The organism is Trujillonella humicola (assembly GCF_046233715.1).
Taxonomy (GTDB): domain Bacteria; phylum Actinomycetota; class Actinomycetes; order Mycobacteriales; family Geodermatophilaceae; genus Trujillonella; species Trujillonella humicola.
In genome coordinates this window covers 58,037-79,653 of sequence record NZ_JBJNRJ010000007.1, presented here as the reverse complement: position 1 = coordinate 79,653, position 21,617 = coordinate 58,037, and the positions used below count along the sequence as shown (strand labels likewise).

The following is a 21,617-nucleotide window of genomic DNA, read 5'->3' as shown; positions in this document are numbered from 1 at the left end:
GCCGTCGCCGCGCTGGCGTGCTACGGCGTCAGGACCGGTGACGTCGACCACCTCCGGCTCGTCCGATCGGCCCTGCACGAGTTCGGCGGTCCGGACCGCGGTCTCGTCGATGGCCCCTGTACAGACGTCCACGTCTGCGCCGTCGAATGCGGTGGACGACTGCACACCGGCGGCTCGTCGGGCGTCGGAACGAGCCCTCCGCGGGGATCGACAGCGGGGAGGGCCCGGAGACGGCGCCGGCCGGCCGGAGCGGGAGCTCCGGCCGGCCGGTCGTCGGCCACCCTGCAGGGGCCCACCCCGAGCCTGCGAGGGGTGGGGGGCAGGGTGGTCCTTCCTCAGTCGCGGGAGAGCTTGCGGTAGGTCGCCCGGTGCGGGCGCGCCGCCTCGGGGCCGAGCCGCTCGACCTTGTTCTTCTCGTAGTCGGCGAAGTTGCCCTCGAACCAGAACCACTTCGAGTCGCCCTCGTAGGCGAGGATGTGGGTGGCGACGCGGTCGAGGAACCACCGGTCGTGGCTGACCACGACGGCGCAGCCGGGGAACTCCAGCAGCGCGCTCTCCAAGCTGGTCAGCGTCTCGACGTCGAGGTCGTTGGTCGGCTCGTCGAGCAGCAGCAGGTTGCCGCCCTGCTTGAGGGTCAGCGCCAGGTTCAGCCGGTTGCGCTCACCGCCGGAGAGGACGCCGGCCGGCTTCTGCTGGTCCGGGCCCTTGAAGCCGAAGGCGGCGACGTAGGCCCGGGACGGCATCTCCACGTTGCCGACCTTGATGTGGTCCAGGCCGTCGGAGACGACCTCCCACAGCGTCTTCTTCGGGTCGATGCCGCCGCGGCTCTGCTCGACGTAGGAGATCTTCACCGTCTCGCCGACCTTGACGTCGCCGTCGTCGGGCTTCTCCTCGCCGACCAGCATCTTGAACAGCGTGGTCTTGCCGGCGCCGTTGGGCCCGACGACGCCGACGATGCCGTTGCGGGGCAGCGTGAACGACAGCCCGTCGATGAGCAGCCGGTCACCGAAGCCCTTGGTCAGGGCATGGCTCTCGACGACCACGTTGCCCAGCCGCGGACCCGGCGGGATCTGGATCTCCTCGAAGTCCAGCTTGTGGTACTTGTCGGCCTCGGCGGCCATCTCCTCGTAGCGCGCGAGGCGGGCCTTGCTCTTGGCCTGGCGGGCCTTGGCGCCGGAGCGGACCCACTCCAGCTCCTCCTTGAGGCGCTTCTGCCGCTTGGCGTCCTTCGCGCCCTCGACCTGCAGCCGGGCGGCCTTGGTCTCCAGGTAGGTGGAGTAGTTGCCCTCGTAGGGGTAGGCCCGGCCGCGGTCGAGCTCGAGGATCCACTGGGCGACGTTGTCGAGGAAGTACCGGTCGTGGGTGACCGCGACGACGGTGCCGGCGTACTTCTCCAGGTGCTGCTCGAGCCAGGCCACGCTCTCGGCGTCGAGGTGGTTGGTCGGCTCGTCGAGCAGCAGCAGGTCGGGCGCCTCCAGCAGCAGCTTGCACAGCGCCACCCGGCGCCGCTCGCCGCCGGAGAGGACCGTGACGTCGGCGTCGCCCGGCGGGCAGCGCAGCGCGTCCATGGCCTGCTCGATGCGGGCGTCGAGCTCCCAGCCGTCGTGCTGCTCGATGACCTCCATCAGCTCGCCCTGCTCGGCCAGCAGCGCGTCGAAGTCGGCGTCGGGCTCGCCCATCGCCGCGCTGACCTCCTCGAAGCGCGTCAGCGCGTCGCGCAGCGGCTTGACCGCCTCCTCGACGTTGCCGCGCACGTCGAGCTCCTCGTTGAGCGGCGGCTCCTGCAGCAGGATGCCGACCGTCGCGTCGGGCGCCAGGGTGGCGTCCCCGTTGGACGGCTGCTGCATGCCGGCCATGATCTGGAGGACCGTCGACTTGCCGGCGCCGTTCGGGCCGACGACGCCGATCTTGGCGCCGGGGAGGAACGACAGGGTGACGTCGTCGAGGATCACCTTGTCGCCGTGCGCCTTGCGGGCGCGGACCATCGTGTAGATGTACTGAGCCACTGGGCCAGAGAGCCTTCCGTCGGGTTCGCGAGGCGGCGGCGGAGCCGGCCGGGCCGGCCCCGCCTCCTGCGTTCTCTCCCCCGATCCTCCCAGTTCCGGGCCCTCAGCTGAACGCCGGTTCCCGGACCTCCTGACCGGGGTCCACCGAGGACAACGCCGCCGAGGCGTCGATGTAGTCCTCCCCGGCCGGCTCGTCGGGCGGCGCCTCGCCCGCGCCGGCGTCGGCTCCCTCGGCCGGGGACTCCTCCGGGCGCTGCGTGCGCGCCGCCCGCCGGTACTCGGCCCAGCCGTGGCGCAGGTCGGGGCCGACGGCCTCGGCACGGATCTGCGACGTGCTGCCCCGGCCGTTGGCCGACTCGTAGTCGCGGGTCCACAGCCGGCCGACGACCACGACCGCGTCGCCCTTGCTCAGGCTGCGGATCACGTTGCCGCCCAGGTCGTCCCAGCACTCCACGTCGGACCAGAAGGTCTCGCCGTCGACCCACTCCTGGGTGGCGCGGTCGAAGCGCCGGGCCGTGGACGCGATGCGGAAGTTGGTCACGGTGCTGCCGCTGTCGAGCCGGGCACGGCGTGGCGCGCTGGCGACGCGGCCCACCACGGTGATCTCGGTGTCGGGCACTGTCTCTCCTCGGGTTGGTGCGCCGGACCGGCGCGACCGGCTCCGTGCCGGCCGTCTGCGACCCTCCGCCGTCCCGGGGCAGGCGGCGGCGTCCCGACGTCACCTGTGGACGGCGCTCCCGGTTGTGGACCGCGGCGTCAGACGCGCCACTCCTCCCGGTACTCGGGGTGCCCGGCGTAGGGCAGCGCGAGGGTGCGCAGCACCAGGTCGTGCGTGCCGGCGTCCACCCCGGGCCCGTCCGCGGCCTCCACGACGCGGCGCTTGGCCCGGCACTCGGCGATCACCCGGGCCGGGTTCCACGCGGCGATGTGCTCGGCGTCGCGCCCGCGGACCCGCAGCATCGAGTTCTGGTTGCTGCCCAGGACGACGGTGGGCGCCTCGAACGACTGGCCCTCCACCCAGTGCGTCGCCGTGGCGCCGGTGGACTCCAGGAACGCGGGCAGGCCGGCCCGGCCGGGGTACCACCGCCAGGGGCCGGCGGTCGCACCCTTGGCGGCCCGCTCGTCCTCGGTGATCCGTGCGCGCAGGAAGTCGGTCAGGTCCACGGCGGTCATGCTGCCGTGCTGCGGCGGTACCGGGTGCGATGATCGGGTCCAGAGCGCCCGTAGCTCAGCGGATAGAGCAGGTGCCTTCTAAGCACTTGGTCGCAGGTTCGATCCCTGCCGGGCGCGCCGTCGCCGTTGTCGGTGGATCGTCGGAGCACCCGGCTACGGTCGCGCCGTGCAGTACTGGGTGTACGAGGACCGCCGCGGCGACCGGGCCACCATCCACCTCGCCCACTGCACCTACTGCAACCACGGTGCGGGCAGGTCCGGGAGCCGGCCGGCGAGCGGCCGCTGGCACGGCCCCTTCTCCTCCCGTGACAGCGCCCACGTCGCGGCGACGGCCACCCACCACGCCGTCCGCCGCTGCGGCACCTGCTGAGCCCCACATATCCGGCTCCGCACCGGCCGTATCACGGGTGCGCTGCATGGGGACCCGCCCGTCCCACCTGCCACGACGCGGTGCCCACCCACCGGCTCGTCGCTGACCCGGCGCGTCGACGGACCTACCTTCCGCCGCGGTCGTGCGGACGTGCGCACGGAAGGACCGCTGAGGAGCAGGTGCCATGAACCGCCGTTCCACCCTGGCCGTCGTGGGGGTGGCCGCCGTCGTGACGGTGCCCCTCCCCCTGGCGGTCGCCGGCGCCGCCGGTGGAACCGTCGTCAACGGGGACTTCGAGACCGACCCGGTCGGCTCGACCGTCGTCACCGGGTGGTCGTTCCACGACGACCTCGTCGACCTCGGGGTGACCAGCCTCGGCGGCTGCGTGACGCAGGACACCAGCGACTACACCATGCTGCGCGACTACGCCGACGAGGCGCGGCCGTTGGTCGTGTCGCCGGTCCCGGTCGGCACGGACGACGCCCTCCTGGTGCCCGGCACGACCGACGAGGTGTGGCTCGACGGGACCGGCGCGGCGGTCGCCCCGGACGCGCCGGGCGCCTACCTGATCCGCTACGGCAGCTTCACCGACCGGTGGAGCGACACCCGCACCGACTTCCACGTCCTCGACGGGGGTGTCACCCGCAGCATCTGGGAGCACGCCGACTGGATCGGGAACCACGACTTCGCCCACCGCTTCGACAGCGACGTCCTGCCCGGCTACACCGCGATCCCCGACCCCTCCGTCCGGGCGGACGACGTGCCTGCGGCCGGCGACTCCTCCTACTGGAGCGACGAGCCGGCGTTCACCGCGACCACCGTCGACGGCGACACCGCCTACGACGAGGACATCGAGCTCTCGAGCGCCGCGCTCGAGCTCTACAGCGACATGGACGCCGGCGACGAGGGCTACGTCGCGCACGGCCCGGCCGCGGTGAGCGACGCCTTCACCACCGCCGGCCCCCGCACCGTCCGGCTCGACTGGGCTGCCTCCGGCGCCTCCGACGACCACCACGTGCTCGGCTACGTCCTGGACGTCACCACGTGCACCCAGTTCGAGGTCGTCGACTCGACCGGCGAGAGCACCGGCTGGACGGCGGCGAGCGTGGACCTGCCCTCCGCCGGCACCTACCGCTTCGTGTTCGTCTCGGGCACCTACGACGCCTCCTGGGGCGGCGCTGCCGGGGCCATCCTCTTCGTCGACGACATCCGCTCGGTCCCGGTGAGCACCGACGGCGTCTCGCTGCACCTCGAGCCCCTGTTCGGAACGGGCGACCCGGTCGCCGGCGCGCCCGTCCAGCTCACCGGCGGCGGCCTCATGCCGGACTCCCCGTGGACGGCGGAGCTGCCTTCCGTCCCGGCGACCCTCGCCACCGGGACGACCGACTCGAACGGCACCTTCTGGAGGCTGGCCGACCTGCCGATGTCGGTGCCGCCCGGACGGCACGAGATCCGGCTCACGGGCACCGCTCCGGACGGCACGCCGGGCGTCGACACCGTCTGGATCACCGTGGCGGCCGACGGCACCATCGGCTACCTGTCCCTCGTCGCGCCCGACGGCGCCCTCGGCACGACCGGGGGCGGTGGCACGACCGGGGGCGGTGGCTCTGCCGGGGGCGGCGCCACCACCGGGGGCGGCAGTACGACCGGCGGGAGGAGCACTCCCGTCGTCGGCGCCTCCTCGGCCACCGTCACCGGCTCGGCCGCGTCGCCGTCGAGCCTGGCGATGACCGGCTTCGACCCGCTGCCCTGGGTCCTCGGCGGCACGGCGCTCGTCGTCGTCGGTGGCGTCCTGACGGTGACCACGCGCCGCCGGACGCGCCGGGGCTGACCCGGCCCGCCGTGCACGGGTAGCGGTCGTCCGCGCCGGGTGATGCCCGTGCCGCCTCCCGCTCCTAACGTCCGGCGTGGCACGAGGAGGCGACCATGGCGCAGCAGGTTCCCGGTTCCCCGGGCACCACCGGAACGGACGGCGCGGCGGGGCGGGCCGGCCTCAGTGGCGGCCTCGTCGCCACCATCGCCGGCGGGGGGCTGCTGCTGCTGTTCATGCTGCAGAACCGCGACGACGTCACGGTCTCCTTCCTGGGCTGGCGCTTCAGCTGGCCGCTGTGGCTGTTCACGATCGTGACGGCGGTGCTCGGGGCGATCCTCTGGATCGGGCTCGGCGTGCTGCGACGGCACCGCCGCCGGGTCGCGCGGCGGGCGGCCCGCGGCTGATCCGCGGGCGGTCGCAAGCGCGGCGCAAGTCGCGTCGAAGCGGTCGGGCGCACCGTTCTCCTGCCAGCCCACACCGAAGGAGGACGACCGTGACCCAGATCCAGGACCCCCGCTTCGTCGGCCCGCACGGGCCGCAGTACGCCGCGCAGCAGCAGTACGCGCCGTTCCCGCAGGGGGGCGCCGGCTTCCCGGCCCCGCCGAAGAAGCGCACCGGAGCGATCGTCGGCTCGGTCGCCGCGGGCATCGTGGCGCTCGGCGGCCTCGGTGTCGGCGCCCTGTTCCTCTTCGGCACCGGGACGCTGGACGACGCGGACGCCGAGCGGCAGATCAGCGCCCAGGTCCAGGAGCAGACCGGGGTCGCCCCGGCCTCCGTCGACTGCCCGTCCGGCGTCGAGCTGGCCCAGGGGACCACGAGCACCTGCACCGTCGACCTGCAGGGTCAGACCTTCGAGTACACGATCACCCAGCTCGACGACGAGGGCGCCGTGGAGTTCACCAGCGACGCCGTCTACGTCCAGCTCACCGACGTGGAGACGCTGCTCGCCGACGCCTTCGCCGACGAGAGCCTGGAGGTCGAGGCGAGCTGCGACGCCGGGGAGCGCACGGTCCTCATCGCGGCGGACGGCCTGTCGGTCCCCTGCACCGTGGTGAACGCCGAGGACGCCTCCGACTCCGCCGACGTGACCGCGCTGATCGACGCCGCGGGCACCGTCACCTTCGAGTGACCGGCCGGCCCGCGCCCGGGCGGCTCAGCTCCGGTCGGCCGACCCGCGGCCGGCCGGCGCCCACCCGATCGCCGGTGCCACGTGCCGGACGACGGTCTCGAGCAGGTGCGCGTTGTAGTCGACGCCGAGCATGTTGGGGACGGTGAGCAGCAGGGTGTCGGCCTCGCGGACGGCGGCGTCCTTGGCCAGCTCCTCGGCCAGGACGTCGGGCTCGCCGGTGTAGCTCTTGCCGAAGCGGGCCCGGACGCCCTCGAGCAGGCCGACCTGGTCGGCGGACCCGCGGTCCCCGCCGAAGTACTGCCGGTCGAGGTCGCTGGTGATCGGCAGCACGCTGCGGCTCACCGACACCCGCGGCTCCCGCTCCCACCCGGCGGCGGCCCACCCGGCGCGGAAGCGCTCGATCTGCTCGGCCTGCAGCTGGTCGAAGGGCACGCCGGTGTCCTCCGACAGCAGCGTGGAGCTCATCAGGTTCATCCCCTGCTCGGCGGTCCAGGCGGCCGTGGCGAAGGTGCCCGAGCCCCACCAGATCCGGTCGGACAGGCCCGGGGACTGCGGCTGGACCGCGAGCCGGCCGCGCACGCCGCCGGTCATCCGCGGGTCGGCGTCGACCACGGTCGCACCGCCGATCGCGGCCCGGAACAGCGCCGTCCCCTCCCGGGCGAGGTCGGCATCGGTGGTCCCCTCCGGCGGCACGTGGCCGAAGGCCTCCGCGCCGCGCAGCGCCGTCTCCGGTGACCCGCGGCTGACGCCGAGCTGCAGCCGCCCGCCGGCGAGCAGGTCGGCGGCCGCGGCCTCCTCGGCCATGTAGAGCGGGTTCTCGTAACGCATGTCGATGACGCCGGTGCCGATCTCGATCCGCGACGTCCGCATCGCGATCGCGGTGAGCAGCGGGAAGGGCGAGGCCAGCTGGCGGGCGAAGTGGTGCACCCGCACGTAGGCGCCGTCCAGTCCCAGCTCCTCCGCGGCGACGGCGAGCTCCACGCTCTGCAGCAGGGCGTCGCGGGCCGTGCGCACCTGCGAGCCCGGGACCGGCTGCCAGTGCCCGAAGGTGAGGAATCCGATCCGCTTCGGCAGTGCACTCATGCCCGGTGCAGCGGCGGCGCGGACGGCGGGATTCCCGGACCCGTTCGTCACACCGATCACTCGCTGCCCTGCCGCCTCCCGTTCTCACGTTCCGTGATCGGTCGACCACGACATACCGGGGACGGGTTCCGTCACTGCGCGCCACCGGTGCAGCACCCTGTCCGGGTGACTCTGCACGCCCACGACGTCCCGAGCCCCCGGTCCGGCCGGGGCGGCGACGACGCCGCCGGCCGGCTGCGGGCGATCGACACGCTGCTGGCCGACCGCGGCCAGCTGTTCCGCGCGCTGTTCCTCGGTGCACCGGTGCCGAAGGCGCTCGTCGCCCTCGACGGCCACTTCCTCGTGGTGAACGAGGCGCTGTGCGCGATGACCGGGCGCTCGCACGAGGACCTCGTCGGCCGCCACGTCGACCTGCTCGCCCACCCGGATGAGGCGCCGGTGCCCGACCTGCCCGCCGAGGACGCCGAGCCGCTGGACCCGTGGCTGCGCGTCGACGGCGAGCGCCGGCTGCGCCGCGCCGACGGCAGCGAGCTGTTCGCGCTGCAGTCGCACGACGTCGTCCACCGCAGCGACGGCCGGGCGCACTTCGTCGTCCTCTCGCTGGTCGACGTCACCGACCGCCGCCGCGCCGAGGAGGACCTGGTCCGCCGCGCGTTCACCGATCCGCTCACCGGCCTGCCCAACCGGCGGGCGCTGAACGACCGGCTCAACCACGCCCTGGCGCTGTCGCGCCGTCGCGGCCTCCAGGTCGGCCTCGTGCACCTGGACCTCGACCGGTTCCAGGCGGTCAACGACGCCCTCGGCCACGAGGCCGCCGACCAGGTGCTGACCCAGGTGGCCGACCGGCTGCGCTGGAGCACCCGGGTGGAGGACACCGCCGTGCGGCTGGGCGGGGACGAGTTCCTCATCCTGGCCGAGGACGTCGAGGACCTCGACGGGCTGCGCGCACTGGCCGACCGCCTGCTCTCGGTGCTCGACGACCCCTTCCCCGTCGGCGACCGCGAGATCGTGCTGTCGGCGAGCGTCGGCCTCACCCTCGGCTCCGACGTCGCCCCCGACGACCTCCTCCGCCAGGCGCACGGCGCGCTCACCCGGGCCAAGTCCGACGGCAGCCGGGCCCGCGTCGAGGTCTACGACGGCGTGCTGTCCGACGACGAGATCGACCAGCTGCAGCTGGAGGCCGACCTGCGGCACGCCCTGGAGGGCGACGAGCTGCGGCTGTTCTACCAGCCGATCGTGTCGCTGTCGGACGAGACGCTGCTGGGCTACGAGGCACTCATCCGCTGGCAGCACCCCACCCGCGGGCTGCTCCCGCCGGGGGCCTTCCTGGCCTGCGCCGAGGACAACCGGCTCACCTCCCGGCTGGGGGCGTGGGTGCTGCGGCAGGCCTGCAGCGACGCGGCCGGCTGGCCGGCCGGCCTGCGGGTGCACGTCAACATCTCCGCCCGGCACCTGGCCGAGCCCGGCTTCACCGACCTGGTGATCGAGGCGCTGGCCGAGTCGGGCCTGCCGCCGGAGCGGCTGGAGCTGGAGATCACCGAGTCGACGGCGCTGTTCGCCGCCGACGCCACGCTGCAGGCGGTCAGCGAGGTGACCGACCACGGCGTCACCCTGGCCCTCGACGACTTCGGCACCGGCTACTCGGCCATCACGGCCCTGCACCGGCTGCCGATCCACACGGTGAAGATCGACCGATCCTTCGTCGCCGACGTGGTCACCGAACCCTCCACCGCCGCCCTCGTGCAGGGGCTGGTCCAGCTCGGCCTCGGCATGGGGCTGCAGGTCATCGCGGAGGGCATCGAGGACCTCGACCAGGCCGAGTGGCTGCGCCAGCACGGCTGCGGGATGGCGCAGGGGTACGCGTTCGGCCGGCCCGCGCCGCTGCCCGGCCCGACCGTGGTCCCCGACGACGCGGTCGTCGAGCAGCTGGTGCCGGCCAGCGTGCGCGACGACGAGCCGCTGACGGCCGAGGAGGTCATCGTCGCGGCCGACACCGAGCCGGCCTCGCTGGAGCAGCCGGTCGTCGGGGCGCCCGCCGAGGAGGGACCCGCCTCGACCGCCGCCGAGGAGCCCGGCGCGGGTCCGGCGGCGCCGCTCGGCGAGGTCGTGCCGTTCCCGGTGCGGCCGGCGGTCCCGCCGCCCGCGCCGCCGGGCCCGCCGACCGCCGCCTTCGACGCCCGCTCCGCATGGGACGACGACGAGCCGGCGGGCACGCCCGTGCCCCCGCCGCGCGACGGGCTGCCCGACGTCCCGCACCTGTACGCCGTCCTGGACGACACCGGCGAGACCCCGCCGGTCCGCGACCGCTGACCGGTCCCGCCCGGTCGGTGAGTGCCCAGCTCTCTCACCGACCGGGCGCAGCCCGGGACTGCTCGGTCCGGTAACAGGCTTTTTCTGACCGCCTTGGACGGGCGGAGACCGCCTGGCCGCTCACTCCTTGATGAAGGTCCCGCAGCCGTTGTTCTCGAAGTCCTGCCCGACACTCAAGGTGACCGTTGGGTAGCCGCCGACGACGATGTCGTTCTCGATGATGTCGTCACCGTTCGAGCCGGACCTGTAGATGCCCCAGTAGCAGTCCCCGGAGACGGCAAGGGCGGTGCGGTAGGTGCCGGGCTCGATGTCGCGTCCGACGGTCCAGCTGCCGTGACCTATCGAGGTAGTCGCGATCCGCTGCTCGACAGCGGCGACAGCTTGCTCGCGGACCGCGACGTCAGCCTCACGCTGTTCCAGGTCGGCCGCGCGAGCTGATGCCGACGCGGACGCGCTGCTGGCAGAGGCCTCAGCGTCGTCGATCGCCTCGCGTGCTTCCTCCTCGGAGGCTCGCTGGGCCGCGAACGCCGCAGTACGCTCCGCCGCCATCTGTCCTTCAAGTTCCCGGTACTCGTCCGAGGTCGTCGGGTCGAGGGCAGCGACCGCGATGCCCGCGCCCAGGAGCATGCCGAGGAGCGCTCCTCCTCCGCCCAGCACCCAGGGCAACCACCCCCTGGTTGATGCATGAGTGGGCGGGTTCCTGGCGTATGGAGTCACGTGCGCGATCGGCGTGGAGGCCTCAGCGCCCACCGGCTGAGCTGTGTCATGCGGCTCGGTCATGAAGGGGTCCTCGTGGTCCGTAGTCGATCAACCGTCGGCGGTGGTTGTCAGGCGCTTCGCCAGCTGATCGCGCCGCTGGAGGTTGCTCCTTCGTCCACCGCCTCGTCTGCTCGCTGAGCGCCTCGTCGGGATGGACCTCCTACGGAGACGCTGCGCGGGGAGGTGGAGGCCACCAGAGCGAGGCTGAGAACGACGAGACCGATGAGGGCCGGGATCCGCTCGTCATCGGGCACAACCGGCGGTAGGGGCGCTGGCACCTCAGGGCGGGTCAACGCCTCGTTCTGCTGTTCCGCGATGATGGTGAGCAGGTCCTTGGCGACCCAGCCGTTGACGACCGCCTGCTGCGGAGCCCCGGCGGTGCGCGCCTCGTTGAGTTCGTAGTCCGCCAAGGCACCGCTGATCTCGCTACTGCGGTCGCGAACCTGCTCCTGCGTCTGGACCGTCGGGGTCTCGACGTCCTCGGGGGCCATGGTGAACCAGACGACGATGGCGGCGAGCGCGAGGACGAGCGCTCCGATCCGGCGGATCATGATCAAGGGAAACTCCAGTCGACTCGGGTCACGCACGTACCGATACGCGCTCGTCCCGGACTTCGGCCGTTCGGTCGCCGAATCAAGTCGACCGCCCGAGCGCCGCACCGATCAGTTCCGCCGCGGCTCGCCCGTGTGCGCACGTCACTGCAGAGCCCCGCCGGGCTCGGACGTGGCGCACCGGGGGGCACTCGGTGGCGGCGCCTCGTGACCGGCGGGTGACGGTCGTGGGACGGCGGTGTTCCCGACCGGTTGCCCGGTCGCGGGCAGGTCAGGATGCCGCCATGCGCACCGACGTCGCCGCCACCCTGACCCTGTCCTCGACCGGCCCGGCGACGGCGTTGCTGCAGGTCGCGGTCGCCGCGCCGCTCACCGAGGAGCTCACCGTCCTGTGCGACGGCGAGCCGGCCGCAGTCGAGGAGTTCACCGTCGGCGAGGCCCGCGTGCACCGGGTCCAGCTCCGCGAGGGGACGACGACGGTCGCGTACACCGCCGCCGTCGACCGCGACGGCCCGCCCCGCCCGGTCACCCCCGCGGCGGCCGCGGAGGCGCTGCGGCCCAGCCGGTACTGCCCCTCGGACCTGCTGGAGGGCTACGCCGCCGCGGAGTTCGACCGCACGGCTGCGCGGGCCGAGCTGGTGGCGGCCGTCGCCGGGTGGGTGCACGACCGGCTGGACTACGTCCCCGGAGCGAGCCGGCCGGTCGACACCGCCGTCGACACCCTGCTGCTCGGTCAGGGGGTCTGCCGCGACTACGCCCACCTGACCACCACCCTGCTGCGCGCGCTGGAGGTGCCCGCCCGGCTGGTCGCGGTCTACGCCCCGGGCCTGGACCCGATGGACTTCCACGCCGTCGTCGAGGCCGACGTGGACGGCACGTGGTGCGCCGTCGACGCGACCCGGCTGGCGCCGGCCGGCTCCCTGGTGCGCATCTGCTCCGGGCGGGACGCCGCCGACACCGCCTTCCTCACGCTCCTCGGCGGGGTCGCGCGCTTCGGTTCGATGACGGTGACCGCCACCGTGGACGGCGACCTGCCCCGCCCCACGACGCGGCCGGTGCCGCTGCCGTGAGCTCTCAGGGCGCGCGCGGATAGGGCGCCTCGCCCAACCGCTCGCGCTGCTCCCGCGGCAGCAGCTCGAGGAGCTCGCCGGGCAGGTAGGGCAGGTCGATCAGCGAGAGCTTGACCCGGCTGCGGGCCGCCGAGCGCGACCCGGCGATCCGCACCAGCTGCCCGGCGCGCGACCGGTAGGCCACCTCCACCTCGTCGCCCGGGCGCAGCCGGCCGCCCAGCACGCCGTCGAGCTCCATGGCCGGCGAGCCGCCCTCGATGGCCAGCCGCAGCGGCTCGCTCGGGTCCAGGAGCACCGTGCGGGAGATGCCCGACATGGGCGCGGCCGGGGTGACGAGCACGCCCTCGATGCCGGGGCTGACCACCGGCCCGCCGGCCGCGTAGTTGTACGCGGTCGAGCCCATCGCCGTCGCCAGGATCACCGCGTCGCAGCGCAGGTGGCCGTAGGGCTGCCCGCCGACGGAGAGGGTGGCGCTGACCATCCCCTCCCCCGGCACGCGGGCCAGCACGGCGTCGTTGAAGGCCAGCCACTCCCAGTCCCGGTGCCGGACCACCAGGCAGCCCCGGAACTCGGTGGTGACCCGCTCCTCGGCCATCGCGGTGAGCGCCTCGTGCAGCTCCCGGCCCTCGACCTCGGCGAGGAAGCCGAGGTGGCCGAGGTTGACCCCGAGCACCGGGACCGGCCGCCCGCTCACCAGCCGCATGGCGCCGAGGATGGTCCCGTCCCCGCCCATCGCGATGATGCCGTCGCAGCTGCCGGCCAGGACCTCCTCCGGCACCGGCGTGACGCCGTCGACGGCGACGCGGCGGGCGTCGGCGGTGGCCGCCACCAGCTCGGCCGCCCCGCCGCTGGCCCACTCGGCCACCTGGCGGACGGCGGCGGTGCAGTCCCGGGTCGGGTGGAGGACCAGCCCGATGCGGGCCATCCTCAGCCGCGCCAGGTCTCGAGCAGCCGCAGCCAGACCTCGCTGATCGTCGGGTAGGCCGGCACGGCGTGCCAGAGCCGGGCCAGGGGCACCTCGCCGGCGACGGCGACGACGGCCGAGTGCAGCAGCTCGGCCACGTCGTGCCCGACGAAGGTCACCCCGAGCAGCACCTCGCGCTCGGTGTCGACGACCGCGATCGCCGTCCCCTCGTAGCCGTCCCGGTGCACCGCCGCCCCGGCCACGTTGCCGATCGGGTACTCCACGACCCGGTGCGGGCGGCCGGACTCGCGGGCCTGGGCGCTGGTCAGGCCGACGCTGGCGACCTGCGGATCGGTGAAGACCACCGACGGGGTCGCGTGCGTGTCGGCGGTGGCGACGAACGGCGACCAGTCGGAGGTGTCGACGTCGCGGCCCTGCGCGCGCCCCACGATCGCCGCGCCGGCCTGGCGGGCCTGGTACTTGCCCATATGGGTCAGCAGCCGGCGCCCGTTGACGTCGCCGATGCCGTAGAGCCACGGCAGCCCGCGCACCTGCAGCGTGTCGTCGACGTCGAGGTAGCCGCCGCCCTCGAGCCCGACGGTCTCCAGGCCGATGTCGTGCGTGCGGGCCCGGCGACCCACGGCCACCAGCACCTCGTCGCCGCGGACCTCGCCGTCGGAGGTGCCGACGACGACCTCGGGGCCCTCCCGGCGCGCCGAGCGCACCTCGGCGTGGGTCCGGACGTCGACGCCCGCGGCCCGCAGCGCTGCCGTGACCGCGTCGCCGGCGGTGGGCTCGGCGCCCGACAGCAGCCGCTCGCCGCGCTCGAGCACGGTGACCGCCGACCCCAGCGCGCGCCACGCCGTCGCCATCTCGCAGCCGACGTACCCGCCGCCGATCACGACGAGCCGGCCGGGCACCTCCTTGGCGCTGGTCGCCTCGCGCGGCGTCCACGGGCCGACGTCGCGCAGGCCCTCGACCGGCGGGACGGCGGCCTCCGAACCGGTGCACAGCGCGACGGCGTGCGTGGCGCTCAGCCGGGTGTCCGTCCCGTCGGCCCCGGTGACGACCACGGTGCGCTCGCCGTCGAGCCAGGCGCTGCCGCGGACCAGGTCGATCCCGGCGCCCTGCACCCACTGCACCTGGCCCTCGTCGGACCAGTTCGAGGTGAACGAGTCCCGGCGCTCCAGCGTGGCCCGCACGTCCTGCTCGCCGGTCACCGCGGCGGCGGCGCCGGACACGGCGCGGGCCGCGGCGATCGCCTCGGTGCCGCGCAGCAGCGCCTTGCTGGGCATGCACGCCCAGTACGAGCACTCGCCACCGACGAGCTCGGCCTCCACGAGAACCGCGCTCAGCCCGCCGCGGACGACGATGTCGGCCACGTTCTCGCCGGTCGAGCCGGCCCCCACCACGACGACGTCGTACGTCCGCTCCTCGGCCACCGGCCCATCCTGGCCGTGTGGTCGACTGGCCGCCATGAGTCACGACGCCGTGGGTGCCGAGGAGTTCGCCGCGGCGCTGCGCTCCTACGCCGCCGGCGTGGCGCTGCTGACCGTCCGCGACGGGATCGACGACGTCGGTACGACCGTCTCCTCGGTGATGAGCGTGTCGGCGGTACCGCCGCTGGTCGCCGTGGGGCTGACCGCGGACGGGTACCCGCGCGAGGTGCTCGAGGACGTCGGCCGGTGCGGGCTGACCGTGCTCGGGGCCGGGCAGGCGATCCTGGCGAGCCGGTTCTCCTCGGCCGGGCGGCCCAGCGCCCGCCACCTGCTGGAGTCGGTGCCGTGGTCGCGGGCGCCGCGCAGCGACGCGATCGTGCTGGACGGCGGGCTGGTGGCGCTGGACTGCCGTCTGGAGCGGGTGGTCGAGGCCGGTGACCACGTGCTGGCCCTGCTGGAGGTCGTCGGCGTCCCGGTGCCGTCGGGCGGGGGCGACCCGCTGGTCCGCTTCCGGGGTCGCTACGTGGGCCTCCCGCCGTCCTGACCCCCGCCCCTTCCCGCCGAAATAGCCATTTCGGCGGGAGCATGGCGCGCGACCGGACCGCCGGAATGGCCATTTCGGCGGGGGGATGGGCCGCCCGGGCGGTCTGGACCCGTCGCGGGGATAGCGTGCAGGGGCCATGAGTGAGCAGTCCGCCCCCGCCGATGCCCTTCACCGGGCCCTCCGCCGCGCGCTCGCCCGCGCCGAGCGCGGGGTCCCGCTCGACGCCGCCGAGGCCGAGGCGCTGCTGTCGGCCCGCGGCCTGGAGGAGGGCGCGCCGCTGGACCGGCTGCTCACCGCGGCCTCCCGCGTCCGCGACGCCGGCCTCGCCTCGGCCGGCCGGCCCGCCGTGGTCACCTACAGCCGCAAGGTGTTCATCCCGCTGACCCACCTGTGCCGGGATCGCTGCCACTACTGCACGTTCGTCACCACCCCGGGCGCGCTGCGCGCCGAGGGGAAGGCGCCGTTCCTGTCGCCGGACGAGGTCCTCGAGATCGCCCGCGCCGGGGCGGCGCTGGGCTGCAAGGAGGCGCTGTTCACCCTCGGCGACCGGCCCGAGGCCCGCTGGCCGGTGGCCGCGCAGTGGCTGGAGGCGCACGGCTTCGACTCGACGCTGGGTTACCTGCGGGCGATGGCGATCCGGGTGCTGGAGGAGACCGGGCTGCTGCCGCACCTGAACCCCGGCGTGCTGTCGTGGGAGGAGATCCAGCGGCTCAAGCCCGTCTCGGCGTCAATGGGGATGATGCTGGAGACGACGGCGACCCGGCTGTGGTCCCAGCCCGGCGGTCCGCACTTCGGCAGCCCGGACAAGGAGCCCGCGGTCCGGCTGCGGGTGCTCGAGGACGCCGGCCGCTCCGCCGTCCCGTTCACCACCGGCGTGCTGCTGGGTATCGGCGAGACGCCGGCCGAGCGGGTCGACGCCGTCCTGCAGATCCGGGCGACGGCGCAGCGGCACGGGCACGTGCAGGAGGTGATCGTCCAGAACTTCCGCGCCAAGCCGCGGACGGCGATGGCCGCCGCCGACGACCTGGAGTTGCAGGAGTACGTCGCCGCGGTCGCCGTCACCCGGCTGCTGCTGGGCCCCAAGGCGCGGGTGCAGGCCCCGCCGAACCTGTCCGACACCACCGAGCTGGGGCTGCTGCTGCGCGCCGGCGTCGACGACTGGGGTGGCGTGAGCCCGCTGACTCCCGACCACGTCAACCCCGAGCGGCCGTGGCCCAACATCGACAAGCTCGCCGAGCTGACCACCGACGCCGGGTTCACGCTGCGCGAGCGGCTGGCCGCCCAGCCGCCGTACGTCACGCAGCCCGAGCCGTGGCTGGACCCGCGGGTGCGCCCGCACGTCGCCGCGCTCGCCGGCCCCGACGGGCTGGCCGTGGAGGACCGGGTCCCGGCCGGGCTGCCGTGGCAGGAACCGGACGAGGCGTGGACGTCGACCGGCCGGGTCGACCTGCACGTCGAGGTCGACACCACCGGGCGCACCGGCGACCGGCGCAGCGACTTCGACGCCGTCTACGGCGACTGGGCCGAGCTGCGCTCCCGCACCGAGAGCGCCCGCGACGGGCACTCCACCGCCCTGACCGCCGGGGACCCCGAGGTCCGCGCGGCGCTGGACCATGCCGAGCGCGACCCGGCCGGCCTGTCGGATGCCGAGTACCTGGCGCTGCTCGGCGCCGACGGGCCGGACCTCGAGGCGCTGTGCGCGCTCGCCGACGCCGTCCGCCGGGACGTCAACGGCGACGACGTCACCTACGTCGTCAACCGGAACATCAACTTCACCAACGTCTGCTACACCGGCTGCCGGTTCTGCGCGTTCGCCCAGCGGCGCACCGACGCCGACGCCTACACCCTCTCCCTGGCCGAGGTCGGCGAGCGGGTCGACCGCGCGTGGGCCGCCGGGGCCACCGAGATCTGCATGCAGGGCGGGATCCACCCCGACCTGCCCGGCACCGCCTACCTCGACCTGGCCCGGGAGGTGAAGCGCCGCCAGCCCGGCATCCACCTGCACGCGTTCAGCCCGATGGAGATCGTCAACGGGTCGGCGCGCACCGGCCTGTCGTTCGCCGAGTTCCTCACCGCGGCCAAGGAGGCCGGCCTGGACAGCGTGCCGGGGACGGCGGCGGAGATCCTCGACGACGACGTCCGCTGGGTGCTGACCAAGGGCAAGCTGCCCGCCGCCACCTGGATCGAGATCATCTCCACCGCGCACCGGGTGGGCATCCCGACCACCTCGACGATGATGTACGGCCACGTCGACACCCCCGCGCACTGGGTCGCCCACCTGCGCACCCTGGCGCGGATCCAGGACGACACCGGTGGGTTCACCGAGTTCGTGCTGCTGCCCTTCGTGCACCACAACGCGCCGATCTACCTGGCCGGGGTCGCCCGTCCCGGGCCGACGGTGCGGGAGAACCGGGCGGTGCACGCCGTCGCCCGGCTGCTGCTGCACGGCCGGATCCCCAACATCCAGACCTCGTGGGTCAAGCTCGCCGAGGCCGGCACGAAGGCCGTGCTGCAGGGCGGGGCCAACGACCTCGGCGGCACGCTCATGGAGGAGACGATCAGCCGGATGGCCGGCAGCGAGAACGGCTCGCTGAAGACCATCGCCGAGCTCGAGGCCATGGCCGCCGCCATCGGCCGGCCGGCCCGGCAGCGCACCACCGAGTACGGCACCCCGTCCGCCGAGCGGCTCGCGACCGCCCGCTCCGACGAGGGCCGCCGCAACCTCACCCTGTCGATCACCCCGGTGTAGACGCGTCGCGACCGGCGGCGGGGCTCAGACCTGCTTGGGCAGGTGCTGCCCGACGCCGAAGAAGCGCATCACCCGGTGCCCGGGGTCGGCCGTCGGGGGGAACATGCAGGGGCAGCCGCCGGCGATGACCGTGACGCCGTGCTCCCGCCCGTACGTGGCGGCCGGTTCCGAGACGCTGCCGGGACCGGGGCCGCGGTGCATCCACACGCGGTCGATGCCGAGGTCGACGCACTCGCGCATCGTCCCCTCGGCGTGCTCCGGGCTGGTGGCGATCACGACGCCGTCCACGCCGCCCGGTACCGACTTCAGGTCGTGGTAGGCGGGATCGCCCTCCACCTGGTCGGTGTTCGGGTTGACGGCGAACACCGTGTAGCCGCGGTCACGGAGCCGCTTGTACACCACGTTCGCGCCGTGGTCCTTCGCCGAGCGGGACACACCCGTCACGGCGATGCGCCGCTGGGCGAGGAAGTCGTCGACTGCGGTCCTGAGCGGGGTCATCCGGGCCTCCTGGGTGCACGTCGCGGTCGGACCCGTCGAGGGTCGCCGCGCCGCCCGCCGTCCCACCACGGACCTCGGGCCCCGCCGGCGCCGTCCTCGGTCCCCTCCGCCCGGGGCCATCGGCCCCGCCGAAGGCCGATGCTCAGCGGGTGAGCAGCGGCGCGGGGTCGGCGCTCCGGGCCGGCTCGTCGACCGGGGCGTGGACCAGAGCGTGGTCGGCCGCCGGCTGCGGGCGGCCGAAGAGGTAGCCCTGGGCGTGCGAGCAGGCCAGCTCACCGAGGACGGCGCGCTGCTCGGGGGTCTCGACGCCCTCGGCGACGACCTCGAGGCGCAGGCTGCGGGCGAGCTCGATGATGGAGGCGACCAGGGTGGTCGAGCGGCCGCCACCACCGAGGTCCTGCACGAAGCTGCGGTCGATCTTGATGATGTCGGCGGGCAGCCGGCGCAGGTAGGACAGGCTGGAGTAGCCGGTGCCGAAGTCGTCGATGGCGATCCGCACCCCGAGCGCCCGCAGCGCGCTGAGCTGGCCGACGACGAGGTCGATGTCGCGCACCAGCACGCCCTCGGTCACCTCCAGCGTCAGCTGCCGGGCCGGCAGCCCGGTCCGGTCGAGCACCTGCGCCACGGTGGCGACGACGTCGTCGTCGGCGAGCTGGCGGGGCGACAGGTTCACCGCGATGTCGACGGCCCGGCCGGACTCGGCCGACCAGGCGACGGCCTGGGTGGCGGCCTGCTCCAGCACCCACCGGCCGATCTCGACGATCAGGCCACCTTCCTCCGCGAGGGGGATGAACTCCGCGGGCGGCACCAGTCCGCGCTCGGGGTGCTCCCAGCGCAGCAGGGCCTCGTAGCCGGTGGTGCGCCCGTCGGCCAGCACGATCGTCGGCTGGTAGTGCACGCGCAGCTGACCGCCCGGGGCGGCGCCGGCCAGGTCCTCCAGCAGCCGGGCCTTCTCCTCGGCGGCCTGCGCCATGCCGTCGGCGTAGTGCACCAGCCGGTTCTTGCCCAGCGCCTTGGCCATGTACATCGCCAGGTCGGCGTTGCGCAGCAGCACACCGGCCTCCCGCTCGGGGGACGTGCGCGTCCCGGCCGAGCCGATGCTGACGTGCGGCACGACCGGGCGGCCGTCGATCAACACGGGGTCGGCGAGTGCGGCGAGCATGCGCTGCCCCACCGCGCCGGCGACGTCGGGCCCTCCGGCCACGACCACGGCGAACTCGTCGCCGCCGATCCGGGCCACCTGGTCCCCGGGCCGCAGGCACCCGGTCAGCCGCCGGGCGATGCCCTTGAGCAGCACGTCCCCGGCCGCGTGGCCGCGGGAGTCGTTCACGTCCTTGAAGTCGTCGAGGTCCAGGAACAGCATGCTCACCTCGCCCGAGGTGCGCGCCAGCAGCCGGTCGGTGGTCTCCATGAGCAGCGTGCGGTTGGCCAGCCCGGTCAGCGGGTCGCGCAGCCCCTGCTGCTCGTTGAGCCGCCAGGCCGCCAGGTGGGCCAGGCTCGCGGCGAGCACGAAGAACGCGTGGATCCCCGCCCAGACCCACGGCTGGGAGTGCGCGGCGGAGTGGCCGAAGACGGAGTGCGGCAGCAGGGTGCCGAGCACCCCGTGGTGGGCGACCACGACCAGCAGCGCGATGCCGAAGGGCACCCAGTTCTGGTACAGCGAGACCAGGCCGATGACGACGAAGAAGTGGAAGTGCGCCTCGGTCAGCCCGTCCATGAGGTAGACCAGCAGCACCGAACCGGCCAGCAGGCTGAGCGTGGCGGCCGCGGCCCGCAGCGAGCGGCCGGCCCCCGGCAGCAGCCCGAACGCCAGCGGGTAGGCGACGGCGGCGGTCTCCAGGGCAGCGGCCACCGGCCCCTCGCCCAGCACCAGCGCGAGGACGCCCAGGGCGACGGCCTGCGCCGCGGCGACGGCCAGCACGATGCGGTGCCGCCGCTGCCAGACGTCTTCGGGCAGGACACGTCCCTCGGGGAGGACGGCGGCGAGGCGCGCGGGCAGGCTGGGGCTCACACCGCTCCATCGGCGCGCCGCGCGAGGTGCTGGTGCCCGTGCCGCTGCGGATCACCCGCGGGGGTGAGGGGCGTCGCCGGTCCGGCCCCGGGGTACGGCGGGGCGGTGCGAGCCATCACCTACCGCGAGAACGGCGGCCCCGAGGTCCTGCGGCTGACCGACCGGCCCACCCCGGAGCCGGGGCCGGGCGAGGTCCTGGTCCGGCTGGCGCTGTCCGGCGTCAACCCGACCGACTGGAAGGCCCGGCAGGGCACCCCACCGGCCGCGGGCGAGCAGGTGCCCGGCCAGGACGGCGCCGGCACCGTCGAGGCGGTCGGCCGCGGCGTGGACCCCGCCGTCGTCGGGCAGCGGGTCTGGGTGTGGGAGGCGGCCTGGCAGCGCCCGCACGGGACGGCGGCCGAGTACACCGTCGTCCCGCTGCGGCAGGCGGTGCTGCTCGGTGCCGGCACCCCGTTCGAGGTCGGCGCGGCGCTGGGCATCCCGTTCCTGACCGCGCACCGCTGCCTCACCCTCGGCGAGTCGGTGCCCGACCGGCTCGGGCCCGGCGCCCTGACCGGCCGGACCGTCCTGGTGCAGGGCGGCGCCGGGGCGGTGGGCAACGCGGCGATCCAGCTGGCCCGCTGGGCCGACGCGACCGTCGTCGCGACGGTGAGCAGCCCCCGCAAGGCGCAGCTGGCGGCGGCGGCCGGGGCCTCCCACGTCGTCGACTACCGGCAGCAGGACGTCGCCGCGGTCGTCCGCGAGATCGTCCCGCGGGGGGTCGACGTGATCGTCGAGGTCTCCGCCGCCCGCAACGCCGCCGTGGACGCCCGGGTGATCGGCATGCACGGCGCCGTGGCGATGTACGCCGACGACGGCGGCGCCGAGGTCACCATCCCGGTCCGGGCGCAGATGGGACCGAACGCGCGGTGGAACTTCGTCCTGGTCTACACCGAGCCGGCGCGGGCCAAGGTGCTCGGCGTCGAGGACGTCACCGCGGCGGTGCTCGACGGCGCCGTCCGCGTCGGGGAGGACGCCGGCCTGCCGCTGCACGTGTACCCGCTCGAGCGGACCGCCGAGGCGCACCGCGCCGTCGCCGAGGGCGCCGTCGGCAAGGTCCTCGTCGACGTCACCGCCTGAGTGCGGAGGTGGGGGGGGGGGGGGGGGGGGCCCCCCCGCCACCCCCGCCGCCCCCGGGCCCCGCGCGCCCACCCCCGGGGCGGGGGGGC

The 21,617-nt window shown here is 74.5% G+C and carries 19 protein-coding genes and 1 tRNA gene; 10 read left to right on the top strand and 10 right to left on the bottom strand.

What is annotated here, in order from left to right; all coding sequences use genetic code 11:
• Positions 1-335: 335 nt before the first annotated feature.
• From ettA to ACK586_RS05960, 3 genes are all read right to left on the bottom strand, one after another.
• A complete protein-coding gene (ettA, locus tag ACK586_RS05970) occupies positions 336-2,006 on the bottom strand; it encodes an energy-dependent translational throttle protein EttA (protein WP_409329539.1) in 1,671 nt (556 codons plus the stop codon).
• Between the two features lie 103 nt (positions 2,007-2,109).
• Complete coding sequence (locus ACK586_RS05965) at positions 2,110-2,625, bottom strand: single-stranded DNA-binding protein (RefSeq protein ID WP_409329538.1); 516 nt, start codon at positions 2,623-2,625, stop codon at positions 2,110-2,112.
• Between the two features lie 137 nt (positions 2,626-2,762).
• Entirely contained in the window at positions 2,763-3,179 is a 417-nt protein-coding gene (locus ACK586_RS05960; protein ID WP_409329537.1) for a DUF6221 family protein, read from the bottom strand.
• A gap of 44 nt (positions 3,180-3,223) precedes the next feature.
• On the opposite strand from ACK586_RS05960, the gene ACK586_RS05955 reads away from it, so the two are divergent.
• The 5 genes from ACK586_RS05955 (at position 3,224) to ACK586_RS05935 (ending at position 6,491) form a co-directional block, all read left to right on the top strand.
• Positions 3,224-3,296: transfer RNA gene (locus tag ACK586_RS05955), tRNA-Arg, on the top strand.
• Positions 3,297-3,345: 49 nt separating this feature from the next.
• Positions 3,346-3,549, top strand: a complete 204-nt coding sequence (locus ACK586_RS05950) for a hypothetical protein (protein ID WP_409329536.1) — start codon at positions 3,346-3,348, stop codon at positions 3,547-3,549.
• Between the two features lie 184 nt (positions 3,550-3,733).
• A complete protein-coding gene (locus tag ACK586_RS05945; protein WP_409329535.1) occupies positions 3,734-5,380 on the top strand; it encodes a hypothetical protein in 1,647 nt (548 codons plus the stop codon).
• A gap of 95 nt (positions 5,381-5,475) precedes the next feature.
• Positions 5,476-5,766 (top strand): lipopolysaccharide assembly protein LapA domain-containing protein, encoded by a 291-nt coding sequence (locus ACK586_RS05940; protein ID WP_409329534.1) that lies wholly within the window; start codon positions 5,476-5,478, stop codon positions 5,764-5,766.
• Positions 5,767-5,855: 89 nt separating this feature from the next.
• On the top strand, positions 5,856-6,491 hold the full coding sequence (locus ACK586_RS05935; protein ID WP_409329533.1) for a DUF4333 domain-containing protein: 636 nt from the start codon (positions 5,856-5,858) through the stop codon (positions 6,489-6,491).
• 24 nt (positions 6,492-6,515) lie between these two features.
• On the opposite strand, the gene ACK586_RS05930 is transcribed toward ACK586_RS05935, so the two are convergent.
• Positions 6,516-7,574, bottom strand: coding sequence for an LLM class flavin-dependent oxidoreductase (locus tag ACK586_RS05930; protein WP_409329532.1), 1,059 nt, complete (start codon positions 7,572-7,574; stop codon positions 6,516-6,518).
• 165 nt (positions 7,575-7,739) lie between these two features.
• On the opposite strand from ACK586_RS05930, the gene ACK586_RS05925 reads away from it, so the two are divergent.
• Positions 7,740-9,884 carry a putative bifunctional diguanylate cyclase/phosphodiesterase gene (locus ACK586_RS05925; protein ID WP_409329531.1) on the top strand — a complete coding sequence of 715 codons (2,145 nt, stop codon included), beginning with the start codon at positions 7,740-7,742 and terminating at the stop codon, positions 9,882-9,884.
• A gap of 120 nt (positions 9,885-10,004) precedes the next feature.
• Here the strand turns inward: ACK586_RS05925 and ACK586_RS05920 are convergent, their stop codons facing one another.
• Both ACK586_RS05920 and ACK586_RS05915 read right to left on the bottom strand, forming a co-directional pair.
• Positions 10,005-10,664, bottom strand: coding sequence for an Rv1352/Rv1906c domain-containing protein (locus tag ACK586_RS05920; RefSeq protein WP_409329530.1), 660 nt, complete (start codon positions 10,662-10,664; stop codon positions 10,005-10,007).
• A gap of 47 nt (positions 10,665-10,711) precedes the next feature.
• A complete protein-coding gene (locus tag ACK586_RS05915) occupies positions 10,712-11,200 on the bottom strand; it encodes a hypothetical protein (protein WP_409329529.1) in 489 nt (162 codons plus the stop codon).
• Between the two features lie 278 nt (positions 11,201-11,478).
• Between ACK586_RS05915 and ACK586_RS05910 the strand changes: the two genes are divergently transcribed.
• On the top strand, positions 11,479-12,264 hold the full coding sequence (locus tag ACK586_RS05910; protein WP_409329528.1) for a transglutaminase-like domain-containing protein: 786 nt from the start codon (positions 11,479-11,481) through the stop codon (positions 12,262-12,264).
• A gap of 4 nt (positions 12,265-12,268) precedes the next feature.
• Here ACK586_RS05910 and ACK586_RS05905 read toward each other — a convergent pair whose 3' ends face one another.
• Together ACK586_RS05905 and ACK586_RS05900 are read right to left on the bottom strand one after the other, a co-directional pair.
• Positions 12,269-13,189 carry an NAD(+)/NADH kinase gene (locus ACK586_RS05905; RefSeq protein WP_409329527.1) on the bottom strand — a complete coding sequence of 307 codons (921 nt, stop codon included), beginning with the start codon at positions 13,187-13,189 and terminating at the stop codon, positions 12,269-12,271.
• Between the two features lie 2 nt (positions 13,190-13,191).
• Positions 13,192-14,610: a dihydrolipoyl dehydrogenase family protein gene (locus ACK586_RS05900; RefSeq protein WP_409329526.1), complete on the bottom strand. Its 1,419-nt coding sequence runs from the start codon at positions 14,608-14,610 to the stop codon at positions 13,192-13,194.
• Between the two features lie 34 nt (positions 14,611-14,644).
• Here ACK586_RS05900 and ACK586_RS05895 point away from each other — a divergent pair, with 34 nt between their 5' ends.
• Positions 14,645-15,151, top strand: coding sequence for a flavin reductase family protein (locus ACK586_RS05895; protein WP_409329525.1), 507 nt, complete (start codon positions 14,645-14,647; stop codon positions 15,149-15,151).
• 136 nt (positions 15,152-15,287) lie between these two features.
• Entirely contained in the window at positions 15,288-17,900 is a 2,613-nt protein-coding gene (locus ACK586_RS05890) for a bifunctional FO biosynthesis protein CofGH (protein ID WP_409329524.1), read from the top strand.
• Positions 17,901-17,924: 24 nt separating this feature from the next.
• On the opposite strand, the gene ACK586_RS05885 is transcribed toward ACK586_RS05890, so the two are convergent.
• Positions 17,925-18,398, bottom strand: coding sequence for a CoA-binding protein (locus ACK586_RS05885; RefSeq protein ID WP_409329523.1), 474 nt, complete (start codon positions 18,396-18,398; stop codon positions 17,925-17,927).
• Between the two features lie 142 nt (positions 18,399-18,540).
• Positions 18,541-20,409, bottom strand: coding sequence for a putative bifunctional diguanylate cyclase/phosphodiesterase (locus ACK586_RS05880; RefSeq protein WP_409329522.1), 1,869 nt, complete (start codon positions 20,407-20,409; stop codon positions 18,541-18,543).
• 105 nt (positions 20,410-20,514) lie between these two features.
• Between ACK586_RS05880 and ACK586_RS05875 the strand changes: the two genes are divergently transcribed.
• Positions 20,515-21,528: an NADPH:quinone reductase gene (locus tag ACK586_RS05875; RefSeq protein ID WP_409329521.1), complete on the top strand. Its 1,014-nt coding sequence runs from the start codon at positions 20,515-20,517 to the stop codon at positions 21,526-21,528.
• The last annotated feature ends 89 nt before the right edge of the window (positions 21,529-21,617 follow it).

Bases quoted from the DNA above. Each gene is read 5' to 3' on its own strand.
- ACK586_RS05960 (WP_409329537.1), bottom strand. From the start codon at position 3,179: ATGACCGCCGTGGACCTGACCGACTTCCTGCGCGCACGGATCACCGAG.
- ACK586_RS05945 (WP_409329535.1), top strand. From the start codon at position 3,734: ATGAACCGCCGTTCCACCCTGGCCGTCGTGGGGGTGGCCGCCGTCGTG.
- ACK586_RS05940 (WP_409329534.1), top strand. From the start codon at position 5,476: ATGGCGCAGCAGGTTCCCGGTTCCCCGGGCACCACCGGAACGGACGGC.
- ACK586_RS05930 (WP_409329532.1), bottom strand. From the start codon at position 7,574: ATGAGTGCACTGCCGAAGCGGATCGGATTCCTCACCTTCGGGCACTGG.
- ACK586_RS05920 (WP_409329530.1), bottom strand. From the start codon at position 10,664: ATGACCGAGCCGCATGACACAGCTCAGCCGGTGGGCGCTGAGGCCTCC.
- ACK586_RS05910 (WP_409329528.1), top strand. From the start codon at position 11,479: ATGCGCACCGACGTCGCCGCCACCCTGACCCTGTCCTCGACCGGCCCG.
- ACK586_RS05905 (WP_409329527.1), bottom strand. From the start codon at position 13,189: ATGGCCCGCATCGGGCTGGTCCTCCACCCGACCCGGGACTGCACCGCC.
- ACK586_RS05895 (WP_409329525.1), top strand. From the start codon at position 14,645: ATGAGTCACGACGCCGTGGGTGCCGAGGAGTTCGCCGCGGCGCTGCGC.
- ACK586_RS05890 (WP_409329524.1), top strand. From the start codon at position 15,288: ATGAGTGAGCAGTCCGCCCCCGCCGATGCCCTTCACCGGGCCCTCCGC.
- ACK586_RS05885 (WP_409329523.1), bottom strand. From the start codon at position 18,398: ATGACCCCGCTCAGGACCGCAGTCGACGACTTCCTCGCCCAGCGGCGC.